The organism is Rhizobacter sp., assembly GCF_031412075.1.
Taxonomy (GTDB): Bacteria; Pseudomonadota; Gammaproteobacteria; order Burkholderiales; family Burkholderiaceae_C; genus Rhizobacter.
Genome location: NZ_JANOCG010000021.1, coordinates 1 through 16,445, shown reverse-complemented (window position 1 = coordinate 16,445; position 16,445 = coordinate 1). Strand labels below are relative to the sequence as shown.

Sequence of the window (16,445 nt, the reverse complement as noted above, 5' to 3'; positions counted from 1 at the left end):
CCGGCTCCTAACTCACAGACGGCACCTGCCACGGCTTCGCTCCCCACAAGGGGGCGAGCCGCCGGCGTGGGCAACCCACTCCGCACACCCCAAAGAGTCGCCATGAACCTCTCCAAATTTTTCATCGACCGGCCGATCTTCGCCGGCGTGCTCTCGCTGCTGATCTTCCTCGGCGGCCTGGTCGCCGTGCGCGGTTTGCCGATCTCGGAATACCCCGACGTCGTGCCACCTTCCATCGTGGTGCGCGCGCAGTACCCCGGCGCCAACCCGCAGGTGATTGCCGAGACCGTGTCCACGCCTCTCGAAGAGGCGATCAACGGCGTCGAGAACATGCTCTACATGAGCAGCCAGGCCACCACCGACGGCCTGATGACGCTGACCGTCACCTTCAAGCTCGGCACCGACCCCGACAAGGCGCAGCAGCTGGTGCAAAACCGCGTGGCGCGCGCCGAAGCGCGTTTGCCTGAAGAGGTGAAACGCCTGGGCGTGGTCACCATCAAGAGCTCGGTCGACCTGACGATGGTGGTGCACCTGCTGTCACCCAGCGGCCGCTACGACATGACCTACCTGCGCAACTACGCGGTGCTCAACGTCAAAGACCGCCTCGCGCGTGTCGAAGGTGTGGGCGACGTGCAGCTGTTCGGCTCGGGCGACTACTCCATGCGCGTGTGGCTCGACCCGCAGAAGGTCGCGCAGCGTGGCCTCTCTGCCAGCGACGTGGTGGCGGCCATTCGCGGGCAGAACGTGCAAGCTGCGGCCGGCATCGTGGGCGCGTCGCCCGGCCTCGCCGGTGTCGACATGCAACTCTCGATCAACGCCCAAGGCCGTTTGCAGAACGAAGAAGAGTTCGGCGACATCATCGTCAAGACCGGTACCGACGGCGCAGTGACACGCCTGCGCGACATTGCCCGCCTCGAGCTCGGCGCAGCCGACTATTCGTTGCGCTCGTTGCTCGACAACAAGGACGCGGTGGCCGTGCCCATCTTCGCGGCACCCGGCTCCAACGCCATCGCCATCAGCAACGGCGTGCGTGACACCATGGCCGAGATCAAGAAGGTGATGCCCGAAGGCGTGGACTACGAGATCGTCTACGACCCCACGCAGTTCGTGCGCGCGTCCATCGAATCGGTGGTGCACACGCTGCTCGAAGCCATTGCACTCGTCGTGCTGGTGGTGATCCTCTTCTTGCAGACCTGGCGCGCGTCGATCATCCCGTTGCTGGCGGTGCCGGTGGCGGTGGTGGGCACCTTCGCGGTGATGGGCGTGTTTGGCTTTTCGATCAACGCGCTGAGCCTCTTCGGCCTGGTACTGGCCATCGGCATCGTGGTCGACGACGCGATCGTGGTGGTCGAAAACGTGGAGCGCAACATCGAGGCAGGCTTGAGCCCGCGTGACGCCACCTACCAGGCCATGCGCGAGGTGTCGGGCCCGATCATCGCGATCGCCCTGGTGCTGGTGGCGGTGTTCGTGCCGCTGGCCTTCATCAGCGGGCTCACCGGCCAGTTCTACAAGCAGTTCGCGCTGACCATCGCCATCTCGACGGTGATCTCGGCGGTGAACTCGCTCACGCTCTCACCTGCGCTGGCGGCCTTGCTGCTGCGCAGCCACGATGCGCCGAAAGACGCGCTCACCCGCGGCATGGACCGCGTGCTCGGCGGCTTTTTCCGCGGTTTCAACCGCCTGTTCAACCGCGGCTCCACGGCCTACAGCGGCGGCGTCACCCGCGCCATCTCGCGCAAGGGCGTGATGATCGCGGTGTACCTGCTGCTGGCTGCCGCCACGGTGGGCCTGTTCAAGCTGGTGCCCGGCGGCTTCGTGCCGGCACAAGACAAGCAGTACCTGATCGGCTTTGCGCAGCTGCCCGATGGCGCCACGCTCGACCGCACCGAAGAAGTGATCCGCCGCATGAACGAGATCGCACTTGCGCAGCCCGGTGTGGAGCATGCGGTGGCCTTCCCCGGCCTGTCGATCAACGGCTTCACCAACAGCTCCAACTCGGGCATCGTGTTCACCACGTTGAAGCCGTTTGACGAACGCACTGGCGCCGACCAGAGCGCAGGCGCCATCGCCGGCCAGCTGAACCAGAAGTTCGGCGCCATTCAAGAGGCCTTCGTGGTGATGTTCCCGCCGCCACCGGTGCAGGGGCTGGGCACCACCGGCGGCTTCAAGCTGCAGCTCGAAGACCGCGGCTCGCACGGCATCAAGGGGCTCGACGACGCGCTCAAGGCCTTCATGGCCAAGGCCTATCAGGCGCCCGAGCTGGCCGGCCTGTTCTCGAGCTACCAGGTCAACGTGCCGCAGCTGTATGCCGACATCGACCGCACCAAGGCGCGCCAGCTCGGCGTGCCGGTGACCGACATCTTCGACACGTTGCAGATCTACCTCGGCAGCCTGTACGCAAACGACTTCAACAAGTTCGGCCGCACCTACTCGGTTCGGGTGCAGGCCGACGCGGCCTACCGAGCACGTGCCGAAGACATCGGCCTGCTGAAGGTGCGCTCCAACAGCGGCGAGATGGTGCCCTTGTCGGCACTGATGAAGGTCACGCCCACCTTTGGGCCTGAGCGCGCCATGCGCTACAACGGGTTTCTGTCGGCCGACATCAACGGCGGTGCCGCGCCCGGTTACTCGTCGGGCCAGGCACAAGACGCGGTGAAGCGCATCGCCGCCGAGACGCTGCCGCCCGGCATCAGCTACGAGTGGACCGACCTCACCTACCAGGAGATCATTGCCGGCGATTCGGCGCTGTGGATCTTCGCCATCGCGATCCTGCTGGTGTTTCTGGTGCTGGCCGCACAGTACGAAAGCCTCACGCTGCCGCTCGCGATTCTGCTGATCGTGCCGATGGGCCTGCTCGCCGCGATGGCCGGGGTGTGGCTGACGAAGGGCGACAACAACGTCTTCACGCAGATCGGGCTGATGGTGCTGGTGGGGCTGAGTGCCAAGAACGCGATCCTGATCGTGGAGTTTGCGCGCGAGCTCGAGTTTGCTGGCCGCACGCCGATCCAGGCCGCCATCGAAGCCAGCCGCCTGCGCCTGCGCCCCATCCTGATGACCTCGATGGCGTTCGTGATGGGTGTGCTGCCGCTGGTGCTGGCCACCGGCGCCGGCGCCGAGATGCGCCAGGCCATGGGCGTGGCGGTGTTCACCGGAATGATCGGCGTCACCGCCTTCGGCATCTTTCTCACACCGGTGTTCTATGTGCTGCTGCGCCAGCTCGCCGGCAACCGGCCGCTCAAGCAACACGGCGAAGTGCCGGTGATCCCCCCGCACAGCAGCGGCAGCCACACGGTCAAGCCGCAACCGGCCGCGCCCGTCGGTCGACATGAATAAGCCGGCATGAACAAGGAATCGACATGAACACCACTTTCAAACGCAGCATCGCTCCCTTGCTGGCCGCCATGGTGCTCGCCGGCTGCGCGAGCGCACCGTTCGAGCCCACCGCCGCGCCCGCAGCGCCGGTGGCCTTCAAGTCCATCGACGGCCGCTGGGCGGCACTGGCACCCGCAGAAACCCAAACCCGCGGCGAGTGGTGGAAGGCCTTCGCCGACCCCTTGCTCGACGACCTGGTCACACGCGCCGACCGCAACAACACCAGCATCCAGCTGGCAGCAGCGCGCCTGGCGCAGGCCCGCGCGCTGGTGCGCTCAACGCGAGCCGATCGCCTGCCGCAGGTCGGCGTGGGCGCTTCGGCCACACGCCAGACGCTGCCCCCTGGCAGCGGCGCGGCACCGGGCCAGGCGGCCACCGCGCTGAGTGCGGCGGCCAGTGTGTCGTGGGAGCCCGACCTCTTCGGCCGGCTGGCAAAAGCCGGCGACGCGGCCACGCTCGACGCGCAATCGCGCGAGGCGCTGGTGCAGAGCACACGCCTGCTGGTGCAGTCGGACGTGGCGCAAACCTACTTCGTGCTGCGTGCGATGGACGCCGAGCGCGCGTTGGTGCGCCAGACCGTGGCGGCCTACCGCGACACGCTGCGCCTCATCGAGCGCCGCTTTCAGGCGGGTGACGTGAGCGAGCTCGACCTCGCCCGCGTGCGCACCGAAGTGGCCGCCACCGAATCGCAGGCCCTCGCGCTCGACCGTCGGCGCGCCCAGCTCGAACACGCGCTCGCCGTGCTGCTGGGCGAGCTGCCGAGCGGCTTCACGCTCGCCGAGGCCGACTGGTCCGGTGCGCTGCCGCTGGTGCCGCCCGGCCTGCCAAGCAGCGTGCTCGCGCGCCGGCCCGACGTGGCCGCCGCCCAGCGTGCGATGCAGGCTGCGCAGGTGCGTGCCGGCGTGGCCCGCAGCGCCTGGTTCCCCGACGTGGCACTCACCGCGTCGGCAGGCTTCGCATCCACCGAGCTGAGCGATCTTTTCAAGTGGTCGGCGCGCGCCTGGGGCGTGGGCGCCCTGCTCTCGCTGCCGGTGTTCGACGGCGGGCGGCGCGAGGCCGGTGTGCAAAACGCCAACGCGCAGTGGGACGCCGCGGCAGCGAGCTACCGCGAGCAGGTGCTGGTGGCCTTTCGCGATGTCGAAGACCAGCTTTCGGCCCTGAGCCTGCTCGCCGACCAAGCCAACGCCCAAGCGCAGGCGGTGGAGTGGGCGAGCCGCGCCACCGTGCTCTCGAACGCGCGCTACCGCAACGGCTACGTCAGCCAGCTGGAGCTGCTCGACGCACGCCGCAGCGAGCTCGCCAACCGGCGCCAGGCGCTGCAGGTGCGCGCCGCGCAGTACGAGGCCACGGTGGGCTTGATCCGCGCACTGGGCGGTGGGTGGGAGGCGGCCGCACGCAGCGCGTCTTGACGGGAGCGGGCAGGCGCAGCCATCGGTGTGCATCCGCGCGGCTTGCCCGTGCGTACAGAAGGGGTCTGTTGCCACGCTATCGTGTGGCTCGCAACCCAACCCTTCATGCACCCCATCCCACACCGCTTGCCGAAAACAGCCCTCGCCTGGCTGCTGTGCGCCCTGGCCGGCAGCGCCAACGCCCACGACACCTGGTTCGAGCGGCTGCCATCGGCCAAGCCCGGCGAGCTGAGGCTGGCGCTGGGCACGGGCAACCGCTTTCCGGTGCATGAGTTCAGCGTGGGCGCGGCGTCCCTGCGCGCGAGCGGCTGCCGCGCCAACAGCCCCAACGCGAGCGTGGCCCCGCTGAAGCCCGTGCGCGAAACACCCAAAGCGCTGATCGTTCGCGCACAACCCAGGCCCACCGGGGCCGTCACGTGCTGGGCACAGCAGCAACCCTTCGACGTCGAGATTGCGCCGCCCATCGTCGAGACCTACTTCAAGGAGATCAACGCGCCTCAGCCGGTGCGTGCTGCCTGGGCCGAGATGCGCGCACGCGGCGTCACCTGGAAGGAGCGTTTCACCAAACACGCACGCATCGAGCTGGCAAGCCGGCGCGACAAATCGTCGCTGCCTCAACCCGCCCCCATGGCCATGGATGTGCTGCTGCAAAGCGGCCTGCAGGCCCTGCGCGTGGGCGACGCCCTCGTGTTCCAGGTGCTGCGCGACGGCCAGCCGCTGCCCGGCCTGGCGGTCGAGTTGCACAGCAACCAGAGCCCCATCGGCTTCTGGAAACAGACCGACGCGCAAGGCCAGGTGAGCTTTGCACCGCCGCTGGCCGGCGAGTGGGTGCTGCGCGGCACCGACCTGCGCCTCTCGACCACCGAGCCCGACACCTGGGAGAGCCGTTTTGTGACCCTCGCCTTCGAGGTGGCATCTCCCTAGACGCCACGGGCTCACGCCCTGCATGACATCATCCCGCCATGCTCAAGACCCTGAAAGACTTGTTCGACAGCCTGCTGCCGGCCGCCCCTGGCAGCGACCCGCAAACCAGCGAACACGCACTGCAACTCGCCACCGCCGTGATGCTGGCCGAGGTGATGCGCGCCGACACCACGTTTCACGCCGGCGAACGCGAGGCCGTGCTGAGTGCACTGCGCGACAAGTTCGCGCTGTCCGACGACGAAGCCGCCCGCCTGAGCGAGCTGGCCGTGAGCACCGCGCAGCAGGCGACCGACCTGTTCAGCTTCACCTCGCGCATCAACGATCACTTCGACATGCCGCAAAAGCTGCGCATGGTCGAGCACATGTGGCGCGTGGCCTATGCCGACGGCCACCTGAGCGAACACGAGCGCCACGTGCTGTGGCGCATTGCCGACCTGCTGCACGTGCCGCAAGGTGCTTATGTCCATGCCCGCATGCGGGCACAACAAGCCTCGGGTGTCGCCTGAAGGTGCACACTCGAACCCTGTCCTGAAACTTTTGAGCGACCCATGACGCAAGCCCCCTTTTTCCATGCCGATTCAGGCGCCGTGCGCTTCTGGGTGCCGATCGACGGCCAGCTGATCGGGTGCAGCATCAGCCGCGAAACGCTGCACCACCGCTTTCGGCCCGGTGTGCAAGGTGACGACCCGCTGGAGACCTTCAACACCTATTCCAGCGACATCATCGCGGCCGTCAAGCGGCGTGTGGCGCAAGGCTCGATCGAGCCGGTGATGCTGCGCGAATACGACCTGCGCCAGCCCGGCAGCACCTGAGCCCGGCTCCATGCGTCGGCTCGCACGTTGCGTCTTGGTGCTCGCGCTCAGCGTGCTGGGCCACGTGGCCACCGCCTCCGAGGCGGCCTGGTCGGCACTCAGGGACGGCAGCGTGGTGCTCTTTCGCCACGCCAACGCCCCCGGTGGTGGCGACCCGCCGGGTTTCAAGCTCGGTGACTGCAGCACCCAGCGCAACCTCGACGACAGCGGCCGTGCCCAAGCCCGGCGCATCGGCGAGCAGTTTCGCCAACGTGGCATCCAGGTGGGCGCCGTGCTCAGCTCGCAGTGGTGCCGCGCGCGAGAAACCGCCGAGCTCGCTTTCCCCGGCATGGCGCGCGACGACGCCAACTTCAACTCCTTCTTCGACGACCGTTCGACCGAGCCCGCACAAACCGCCCGGGCCCTGGCCACGCTCAGCCGCTGGCGCGGCCCGGGGGTGCTGGTGGTCACCACGCACCAGGTCAACATCTCGGCGCTGACCGGCGTCACCCCGGTTTCGGGTGAAGGCATCGTGGTGGCGCCCACACGCGACGGGGTCGAGGTGCTGGGGCGGCTGCGCCCCTGAGAGCGCGACACCCTCCGGTGAGCCAGCGCATGCAAGCCGTCCCCGACCATTTCGAGCATTCGCAAGACGCTGCCGAGTTCAAGCGCCCGGCCCGCCCCGGCATCGAGCTGTACCGCGCGCGCATCGTGCACCACGCGTTCGACCCGCACACGCACGAAGCCTTCGGCCTGGGGGCGATCGAATCGGGCGTCGAGCGCTTTCGCTACCGTGGCGGCGACCACCTGGCGCCACCCGACACGCTGGTGTTGATGAACCCCGATGAGCTGCACACCGGCCGCGCCGAGACCGAACACGGTTGGCGCTACCGCATGCTCTACCTCGACGCCGATCTGCTGGCGCAGGTGACGGGAGAGCGTGGTTGGCACTTTGCACAACCCGCCGTGCACGAGGTTCGCACCGCGCGGCATGTGGGCCGCTTGCTGGCCGCGATGTGGAACGCGCCCGATTCTCTGGCCATCGACAGCGCCTTGATCGACCTGCTGGAGATGCTGCGCCCCCACGCCCGCACCGGCACCACACGATCGGCCTCACCCGCATCGCGCCCCGATGCGGCGCTGGCCCGCGCACATGCGCTGATCCAGGCGCGTTTTGCCGAGCCGCTGTCGCTTGAGCAGCTGGCGCACGAAGCGTCCTGAGCCCGTTCCACTTCTTGCGCCGTTTCAAGCAGCGTTATCACGTCACACCGCACCAGATGGTGATGGCGGTGCGCCTGTTTCGCGCCAAGCAGCAGTTGGCCGCCGGGGTGAGCCCGGCCCACGTGGCAGCCGACGTCGGCCTGGTCGACCAACCCCACCTCACGCGCCGTTTTGCCCGCATGTATGGCGTGACCCCGGCTCGCTACCAGGCGCAATTGCGTACAAGACCGCCGCCGCAGGCCTGAGCCACACTCGGCCGCATGACTGCTGGAATCTTCTTTGCCCTGGCCGCGGGCCTGATGTGGGGCCTGGTGTTCGTGGGCCCGCTGCTGCTGCCGGAGTACCCGGCCACACTGCAATCGTTCGGTCGCTACCTGGCGTTTGGTTTGATCGCGTTGCCGCTCGCCTGGTTCGACCGTGCGCGCCTGCGCGAGCTGACCCGCGCCGACTGGCTGGAGGCGCTCAAGCTCGCTGCCGTGGGCAACGTCATCTACTACCTGTTTCTCGCGAGCGCCATCCAGCGCGCGGGCGGGCCGCTGCCGACCATGATCATCGGCACGCTGCCGGTGGTGATCGCCATCACCGCCAACCTGCGCACGGGCCCGCTGCGCGAAGCCAAGCTGCCATGGGCGCGCATGCTGCCTTCGCTGGGTTTGATCGCCTGCGGCATCGCCCTCGTCAACCACGTCGAGATCACCCACCTGCAGCAAGACCCGAACGCCGACGTGGCCCGCTATGCGCTGGGCGCCGCGCTGGCCGTGGGCGCGGTGGTGTGCTGGACCTGGTACCCCATTCGCAACGCCGACTGGCTGCGCGCTCACCCCGACCGCAACCCGCGCAGCTGGGCCACTGCACAAGGCATCGCCACGCTGCCGCTCGCACTGGTCGGCTACGCCGGCGTGTGGCTGTGGAGCGCCCTCAACGGCGACAGCTTCCCGATGCCCTTCGGTCCGCGCGTGGCCGACTTCCTCGTGTTGATGTTCGCCATCGGCCTCTTGGCATCGTGGCTGGGCACGGTCTGCTGGAACGAAGCCAGCCAGCGTGTGCCACCCGCGCTGGCCGGGCAGTTGATCGTGTTCGAGACGCTTGCCGCCCTGAGCTACGCCTTCTTGCTGCGCCGCGAGTGGCCGCAGATCGAAACGCTGGCCGGCATCGCCTTGCTGATCGCCGGCGTGATGTGGGCACTGCGCACCCGGCCCGAGCCGCTGGCCGCCGAAGGCCACGCGTCCTAACTTAACGGTGTGAGAAGATTTCCGCCTTCGCCACCACAAGGAATCTCATGGCTTTGCTGATCGCTGGCGCCGTTCTGGTCGTCATGGGTTTGTTCGCCGGCGCACTGCTGGTCGCAGCACCGCTGGGCATCGCGGGTGCGTCGGGCGACTACACGCTCTGGTTGCTGTTCCCCTTGCTCAGCGTTGCAGGCTTTTCGCTGTTTGTCGTGGGGGCCAAGACGGCCCATATCCGCGGGCTGTCGATGGTCTTGTCGTGCGCACTGCTGTTGCTGGCGGTGGTGTCCGCCGGCGGCTTGATGCTGCATGCCACCTCGATGATTCGCAACGAGAACAGCACCTTGTCGCTCTGGTACGTGATGGCGGTGGCCGGCGTGCTGGGCGGGGTGGGTGCAGCCTCGCGCAGTGGGCAGCTTGACGCCAGCTGAGCCCGCCACGCAGCCCCGGCTGCATGCCATCGACGCCGTGCGGGCCGCAGCCTTGCTGCTGGGCATCGTCTTGCACGCCACGCTGTCGTTCATCCCCGAGCTGGATGCGACGCTGTGGCCGGTGAGTGACAACCAGAAGAGCCCGGCGCTCGCCGTTGTGATGTTCCTCACCCACATCTTCCGGATGTCGGTGTTCTTTCTGGTGGCCGGGCTGCTGGCCCACATGCTGTTCCATCGGCTTGGGTTTGCAGCGTTCTGGCGCAACCGGGCGGCGCGCATTCTGGCGCCATTGGTGCTGGCGTGGCCGGTGTGTTTCATCGCCATCGCGGCCGTTGTGTTGTGGGCACTGGCACGCGCCAACGGCGGGCAGCTGCCCGACCCTCTGCCAGCCGGCCTGACGGAGAGCGGCCTCAACTTCCTGCACCTGTGGTTCTTGTACCTGCTGCTGTGGCTGTACGGCCTGGCGATCGCGCTGCGCGGCGTCTGGCAGTCAATTGACACGCGCGGCCTCCTCAAGGCCGGCATTGACCGCGCCCTGCGTGCACTGCTGGTTTCGCGTGCGGGAGTGCTGCTGCTGGCCGCGCCGGTTGCGGTGGCGCTCGCGCTCATCCCCGACTGGAACATCAGGCTGGGCGTGCCCACCCCCGGCTACACGCTGCTGCCGCCGGCCCTGCCCCTGTTCATCTATGTCTACGTGTTTGGCCTTGGCTGGTTGCTCGATCGCCAACGGTCACTGCTAGGCAGCCTGGCGCAACACTGGCGCGTCAACTTCGTGCTCGGCCTGGTGGCGGCCCTGGTGTGCCTGCAGGCCGCTGGCGCAGGCATGCAGCCCCTGGGCACTCGCCAGCCGCTCTACGCCGCCTATGGCCTCGCGCTGATGAGCTGGACACTCGCCTTCGTGGGTGCTGGGGTGCGTTACCTCAGCCAGCCAAGCCCCAGCGTGCGCTACCTGGCCGATGCGTCGTACTGGATGTACGTCGCCCACCTGCCGCTGGTGATAGCGCTGCAAACGGCGTTCATGCTGCTCGACTGGCATTGGTCGATCAAGTTCGTGCTGATCAATGTGCTGAGCGCCGCGTTGCTGTTGTTGAGCTACCGCTATGCCGTGAGGCCCACCTGGGTGGGCCTCTTGCTCAACGGGCGCCGGCGATCAGACTGAGCCTTACTGCGTGACCGTGACGCGTGCGCCGGTGATCGGCAGGTTGACCACGTTGACGGCCCCGGCCGGGCTCGCGTCGTCGGTCGCATCGACCGCCGTCAACTCGATGCGATAGGTCAGCGTCACGGCAGCCGGTGGCGGTGGTGGAGGCGGTGGCGGTGGCGGTTGCACGCCAGGATCATCGCCACCGCCACCACCGCAGCCCGTCACCAGCGCCGCCGCCAACAGCACAGCCGCCATGAGAGACCACCGCGCGCGGCGACGTGTGTAGCCGACCGGCCACAGCGCGAAGCCCGCCAGCGCCAGCCCGGCACCCGCCACGCCCAGCGCCGCAGCGCTGTTCACCGTGTCGGCAACGTCGGCCACGACCAGCAGGTGGGCAGCCGTCGTCAGCGCGAGCGGCGTGGTGAAGGCCAGCCGCATGCTGCCGTTGTCGACGGTCGGCCGCCCTTGGGCCAGCACCGTTTCGCCGCTGTCGGCGCGGCCGTTGCCGTTGGCGTCGAGCACAACGCGCAGGCTCGGCAGGTCGAGGTCATCACGGCCACTGCCTGATGCACGCAGCGTCAGCGCATGGATCAGCGCCCTGCCGTTGGCCGGGGTCGCACGCAGTTGCAACATCGGCACGCCGACCTCACCCTTGGTGGCCGTGCGATCGGCGGGCGTGGCCGCGCCGGCCGCGAAGGCCAGCGTCACCAACGGCGGCGGCGGTGGGGGTGGCGGGGTGACTCCCGGAAAGGCTTCCATGCGCACATAGCGATCAGCGGAGGTCACCACGTCGCAACGGTCGGGTGCAGTCAGCGGGTAGTTGCAAAAGCTGCTGAGCGGGTTGTTGTTGAACTGCACGCGGTAGCCCGGCGCGGCGCGGCCGGTGAAGCGCGCGACGCTGTCGGGAGCGAAGGTGCCGGTGCAAGAGTTGGCCAAGCGATTGGGGTCGCCGCAGGCGAGCACGCCGTCAACGCTTTCCACCACACCGGCGGCGATGGTGTCGCTGTTGCGGATCGAGACCGTGAAGGTGCACAGGGTGCGCCGGTAGCTCAGCGTCACGTTGCCGGTGCCACCGACCGGGATGTCGAGCGCGGCGCCGGGGTTGGTGTGCGTCGGCTGGCACGGCCCCCGCAGGTCCGGCGAGCTCACGCGGTAGCTGCCGGCGGGGGCCACCGGCTGCGAGCCCACCGGCAGCTCCCAGTAACGGGTCGGGTCTTCGGTGAACGCCATGCGCATGGTCGCAACCCCGGTGTCGAGAAGCTGGCTCGACCCGACCGGGGTCAGCAAGAGGGTGGTGTTGATCCCGCCGGTGCGCACCCGCAGTGTCATGTGCAGCTCGCCGTCGACGCAAAACTGTTGCGGCACCGTCGAGGCCACATTCCCGCAGCGCTCGGAGACGATCTCCTCGCGTGCCGAGTTGAAGCCTTCGAGCGACACGGCGAAGGTGGCCGCGTTGGGCGGCAGCGCCGGGAAGCAGTTGGAGAGCGGGGCCGGACAGTTGACGGTCTCGATCAGCGCGCCGCCGTTGTCTCTTACCTCACGTTTGAGGTAGCTGGTGCTCTGGTGGGTGTACAGCACCTGCAAATTGCCGTCGGCAGGCAGGTAGGTGAACCCGGACCGGACCTGCGCCTGGGCCGCAGGCGCGACCACGAACCACAGCAAGGCGGCCAGCCCCGCCAGTGCGGCGAGACGGGTTGAACGATCGAATGCAAAACGGTTCATGAAAGTTCTCCTGATTCTTTGAGTGAGATGAGCGAGGGCTTGGGTGACCCCGTCATCGCAGGCCACTGCCTGCGAGGGGGTCGGGTGTAGGGCGAGTGGGTGTCTGCGCCTGCGCCACAAAACGCGCCAGTTCGAACGGGCTGTCGAACACATGCTTCGAGCCGTCGAGCAGCTCCGCACGCGCATGCCAGTGGCCATCGGCGACCCAGATCGTCAGCAGGAAGCGGGTGCCGCAGCCCTCGGTGTTCGGGAAGCTGGGCAAGGTCTGATCGGTGGAGGCACTGGGCATGGCGGCACGCTTTCAGTAGGTGCTGCCACGATAGGAGCCAGGCGTTGCGGCGCCGTTGCGGCGCCTGCCTTGCCACCATAATCGCCGCGTCCGAAGACAGGTTCTTCAACCCTCGCCGAGGCCTCCCCATCCATGTGGTCGCTGCACTTGCTGGGCCCACCCGCCTTGCGCCAAGGCGAGCAGCCGCTGCCCCTGGGGGTGAAAAAGACCTGGGCGCTGCTGGTGGCGCTGGCCTGCGGCGGGCGCACGCTGCGGCCCCGGTTGGCCGCTCAGTTGTGGCCCGCGCTCGACGAAACCAGCGCACGCCGCAACCTGCGCCGCGAGCTGGCGCGGCTGCGCGAGGCGGGGGCCGAGGGCCTGCTGGAAGTCGATGGTGACTGCCTCGCCTTGCACCACGAGGTCGACATCGACGTGGCGCGCTTCCAGGCCGCCGTCCAGGCGGGTGACCATGCCCGAGCACTTGCACTCTGGCGCGGCCCGTTGGCCGATGGCCTGTGGCTGGGCGACGCGCCCGAGTTCGACCGCTGGCTCAACGCGCAGCGCGAGCAACTGCGCGGCCTGTGGCGCAGCGCGCTGGTGGCCGAGGCCGAACACGCTGCACCTGAACAAGCCCTGGCGCTTTGGCAGACCCTGCTGGGCGACGACCCGTTGCAAGAGCACCACCACCGCGCCGTGATGCGTCTGCATGCCGCCGCTGGCCGGCGCGAGGCCGCACTCGCGCAGTACGCCCAATTGAAGACGCTGCTGCGCGACGAGCTGGGCCTCGCACCCATGGCCGAAACCGAGGCGCTGGTCGGCGCGCTGCGCGGCAGCGAAGCCGTCGCACAACCGGCCGCCGCCGCGCCATCCATTCGTACCGGCACACTGCTGCCCGGCGAGCTGCCCTTTGTCGGCCGCACTCACGAAGTCGCGGCGATGGAGACCGCGTGGCGGGCCGGCCGCCTCATCGTCATTGAAGGTGTGGGCGGCGTGGGCAAGACCCGCCTGGCCCTCGACTTCGCGGCGGCACACGGCTCGTGCGCGCTGGCCCGCTGCCGCAGCGGCGACCGCGAAGTGCCCTATGCCGCCTGGACACGCGCCTTGCGTGCCCTGGCCGGGCCCGAGCCCACCCGGGCCACGCTGGGTGCCTTGCCGGCCTGGGCCTGCGACGAGCTGGCGCGCTTGTTGCCCGAGCTCGCCGAGAGCGGTGCGGCGCCGTCGTCCATCCGCTCCGATGAAGAGCGCAGCCGCTTCTTCGAAGCCAGCGCCCTCGCCTGGCAGCAGCTCAGTGGCGACAACTTCGACGCCGTGGTGCTCGACGACTGGCACCACGCCGACGCGGCCAGCCTGGCCATGCTGGCCTTCGTGGTGCAGCGCCAGCAAGACAAGCTCGGTTCCACCACTCGCGAGATCGTGCTGCTGCGCCCCGAGATCAGCGACGACGCAGCAGCCCATTGGCGCACGCTGCGCGACAGCGCGGGGGCGCTGCATCTGAAGCTGCACGAGTTGCCACCCGAGGTGGTGCTCGACCTGGTGCGAAGGCTCTCAGGCGCCGCCGAGCCCACACGCTTTGCGGCCCGGCTGCAGGCGGCCACGGCGGGCAACCCCTTCTTCCTGCACGAGACGCTGCGCCACCTGAGCGAGGCCGGCCTGCTCGACAGGGGAGCCGATGGCATCTGGCAAACCCCCTTCGACGACGCCACGCACGACTACCGCGAGTTGCCGGTGCCGGCCAGCGTGCGCGAGGCGGTGCTCGCGCGTGTGCAGCGCCTGGGCGATGCAAGCCGCCGTGTGCTGGAGGCGGCAGCACTCGCCGCGGAGCCCTTCGCGCCCGCGCTGCTCGCGCCGGCCTGCGCCTTGTCGGAGCTCAACGTGGTGCTCGCCATTGACCTGGGGGTGCAAGCGCAACTGCTGCGTGAGCACGAGGCCGGTGGTTATGCCTTTGCGCACGACCTGGTGCAACAGGCGCTCGACACCGCCCTCACGGCCGAGCGCCGCCGCCTGGTGCATCGCCGCCTGGCGCTGGGCGCCGAGGCCGCTGGCAGCCCGGCCGCCGTGGTCGCTGCGCACCATGAAGCCAGTGGCGACACCCGGCGCGCCGTGCCACACCGGCTCGCGGCCGCCGAGCAGGCGCAGCGCCTGCATGCGCTGCCCGAGGCCATGGCCCATTGGCAAAAGGCCTTGGACGACGGCGCGACCGCCGGCCAGGCACTGCGCGCACACCAGGGCCTGATGCTGGCAGCCCGGCTGCGCTGCGAGTTCGACACCATGCTGAAGCACGGCGACGCCTTGCAACGCTTGGCAGACGGCGCGCCACTGACGCCTGACGAGCGGGCCGACGCCTGGATCGCGGTGGCCGACAACCTCGTCTTCGGCAACCACGCGACGCAGGCACTGGAGCTGCTGGAGAAGCTGCCCTCCGACTTGGCCGAGCCGGTGCAAGGGCAAGCGCTGATCACACGCTCGCAGGCCTTGCGCGCGCTGGGCCGCCTCGACGAAGCCCAGCTCGCAGCTCGATCGGCGCTGCAGCTGGGCAGCTTGCAGCCCGGGGCCCGCGCCGAGCTGCTGGACGCGCTGACCCGCAACGAGATCGGCAGCGGCGACATGCCCGCGGCGCGCACCCACGCCGACGAGGCGCTCGCACTCGCGCTCGCCAACGGCGATGAAGAAGCGGTGGCCCGGGCGCGATTCCACCGCGGCCTGACCTGGATCGTCGAAGGCGATCTGGCGCGCGCCGAAACCGAGCTCGAACAAGCCGCGGACAGTTTCGCCAGCCGCGGCTCGGTTTACCGGCAACGTGCCGTGCTCTACAACCTGGCCGTGATGCAAGAGTCGCGAAGCCGGCATGACCGCGCGCTCGCAGCGGTGCAACGCGGCTGGGATCTGCCCCCCCCGCTCCCGCCGGGCGAGCTGTGGATCATGTACCGGTTGGCCTTCGTCGATGCCCACACCGCGCTGGGCCATTTCGGTGCGGCCTGGGAGCACGCGCAAGCGGCCATTGCCGCCGTGCTGGAACGGGCCGAGCCGCCGCTTCTGCTGGGCACCACCCAGTGCTGTCTGGAGCTGCTCGGCTTGTTGGGCGAGACCGGCCTGGCGCGACAGCTACTCGAAGCCACCGACAGCGCGGCCGTGCGCGGCCTGCGCCGCGCCTCGGCCGAGTACTGGGTGGCTTTGTCGCAGTTCGAGCTGGCACAAGGTCACCACGAGGCCGCGCAGCATGCGCTTGCGCAGGCACCGTCGGTAGAAGAAATCTCAGACGTGCGGGTGCGTGTGCGCCATGCACTGGCCGCCGCCGAGTTGCAGCTGGCCGCCGGAAACGAGGCAGCCGCTCAGGCGCTGCTGCCCATTGAAACCACCGAGGGCATCAACGACGAGATGCGGGTGCGCGCGCTCGCTCTGGCAGTGCGGGCCGAGACCCGCACCGGGGTGTTGCAAGCCATCACCTTGCAGACGGCTCGCGCTGTGCTCGCAGGGGTGTCACCTCACGTGCCAGCCACGCTGCAACTGCAGCGTGCGCTGGCCCATGCCTGTCCGGCAGAAGTGCCCGCACGCGCCGAGTTTGTCAACGCGCACGCGGCCACCCTCACGGCGTGGCCGCAACAACAAGCCGCCCTCGTGCGTAACGCACTGGGCGGCTGAACACACCACTCAGAACGAGTGGCGCAGACCGGCTTCGATGCCTTGCGACTTCTGGCCGTTCGGCAGCGTCGGCGTGGTGGCGCCGACCTGGAAGTTCTGCGCACCCTTGTTGGCGATGCGCGAGAAGGTGCCGTACAGCGCGGTGCGCTTGGACAGGTTGTGCACATAACCCACGGCGATCAGCGAAGCGTCGTCGGCATCGTCGGTGCGGGTGGCACCGGTGCCGCCTGACAGGTCGGCACGGCCGAACGAAGCGCGGATCACGCCCGAGCCCACCGGCGCGGTGGCGCCAATCAAG

At 68.8% G+C, this 16,445-nt stretch carries 15 protein-coding genes; 12 read left to right on the top strand and 3 right to left on the bottom strand.

Features of this window, described 5'->3' with window-relative positions; all coding sequences use genetic code 11:
• Nucleotides 1-102 precede the first annotated feature (102 nt).
• The 11 genes from RMO40_RS00695 (at nt 103) to RMO40_RS00645 (ending at nt 10,533) form a co-directional block, all read left to right on the top strand.
• A complete protein-coding gene (locus tag RMO40_RS00695; protein WP_309714965.1) occupies nt 103-3,333 on the top strand; it encodes an efflux RND transporter permease subunit in 3,231 nt (1,076 codons plus the stop codon).
• Nucleotides 3,334-3,356: 23 nt separating this feature from the next.
• Nucleotides 3,357-4,781 carry an efflux transporter outer membrane subunit gene (locus RMO40_RS00690; protein ID WP_309714963.1) on the top strand — a complete coding sequence of 475 codons (1,425 nt, stop codon included), beginning with the start codon at nt 3,357-3,359 and terminating at the stop codon, nt 4,779-4,781.
• Nucleotides 4,782-4,886: 105 nt separating this feature from the next.
• Nucleotides 4,887-5,705, top strand: a complete 819-nt coding sequence (locus RMO40_RS00685) for a DUF4198 domain-containing protein (protein WP_309714961.1) — start codon at nt 4,887-4,889, stop codon at nt 5,703-5,705.
• 38 nt (nt 5,706-5,743) lie between these two features.
• Entirely contained in the window at nt 5,744-6,211 is a 468-nt protein-coding gene (locus RMO40_RS00680) for a TerB family tellurite resistance protein (RefSeq protein WP_309714959.1), read from the top strand.
• Nucleotides 6,212-6,253: 42 nt separating this feature from the next.
• Complete coding sequence (locus RMO40_RS00675) at nt 6,254-6,517, top strand: DUF1488 family protein (RefSeq protein WP_309714957.1); 264 nt, start codon at nt 6,254-6,256, stop codon at nt 6,515-6,517.
• A 10-nt stretch (nt 6,518-6,527) separates the two neighbouring features.
• Complete coding sequence (locus RMO40_RS00670; protein ID WP_309714956.1) at nt 6,528-7,082, top strand: histidine phosphatase family protein; 555 nt, start codon at nt 6,528-6,530, stop codon at nt 7,080-7,082.
• 29 nt (nt 7,083-7,111) lie between these two features.
• Nucleotides 7,112-7,717, top strand: coding sequence for an AraC family ligand binding domain-containing protein (locus RMO40_RS00665; RefSeq protein ID WP_309714954.1), 606 nt, complete (start codon nt 7,112-7,114; stop codon nt 7,715-7,717).
• A 14-nt stretch (nt 7,718-7,731) separates the two neighbouring features.
• Complete coding sequence (locus RMO40_RS00660) at nt 7,732-7,962, top strand: helix-turn-helix domain-containing protein (protein WP_309714952.1); 231 nt, start codon at nt 7,732-7,734, stop codon at nt 7,960-7,962.
• A 15-nt stretch (nt 7,963-7,977) separates the two neighbouring features.
• Complete coding sequence (locus tag RMO40_RS00655; protein WP_309714951.1) at nt 7,978-8,949, top strand: EamA family transporter; 972 nt, start codon at nt 7,978-7,980, stop codon at nt 8,947-8,949.
• Nucleotides 8,950-8,996: 47 nt separating this feature from the next.
• Nucleotides 8,997-9,374, top strand: a complete 378-nt coding sequence (locus RMO40_RS00650) for a hypothetical protein (protein WP_309714949.1) — start codon at nt 8,997-8,999, stop codon at nt 9,372-9,374.
• A complete protein-coding gene (locus RMO40_RS00645) occupies nt 9,361-10,533 on the top strand; it encodes an acyltransferase family protein (protein ID WP_309714947.1) in 1,173 nt (390 codons plus the stop codon). Before RMO40_RS00650 ends, RMO40_RS00645 begins: the two co-directional genes overlap by 14 nt.
• A 3-nt stretch (nt 10,534-10,536) precedes the next feature.
• Here the strand turns inward: RMO40_RS00645 and RMO40_RS00640 are convergent, their stop codons facing one another.
• Nucleotides 10,537-12,240 (bottom strand): hypothetical protein, encoded by a 1,704-nt coding sequence (locus tag RMO40_RS00640; RefSeq protein ID WP_309714946.1) that lies wholly within the window; start codon nt 12,238-12,240, stop codon nt 10,537-10,539.
• A 52-nt stretch (nt 12,241-12,292) separates the two neighbouring features.
• Nucleotides 12,293-12,529: a hypothetical protein gene (locus RMO40_RS00635; RefSeq protein ID WP_309714944.1), complete on the bottom strand. Its 237-nt coding sequence runs from the start codon at nt 12,527-12,529 to the stop codon at nt 12,293-12,295.
• A 132-nt stretch (nt 12,530-12,661) separates the two neighbouring features.
• Here RMO40_RS00635 and RMO40_RS00630 point away from each other — a divergent pair, with 132 nt between their 5' ends.
• A complete protein-coding gene (locus tag RMO40_RS00630) occupies nt 12,662-16,147 on the top strand; it encodes a BTAD domain-containing putative transcriptional regulator (RefSeq protein WP_309714942.1) in 3,486 nt (1,161 codons plus the stop codon).
• A 9-nt stretch (nt 16,148-16,156) separates the two neighbouring features.
• Here RMO40_RS00630 and RMO40_RS00625 read toward each other — a convergent pair.
• The coding region (locus RMO40_RS00625; protein WP_309714940.1) for a porin at nt 16,157-16,445 on the bottom strand (289 nt) is incomplete at its 5' end.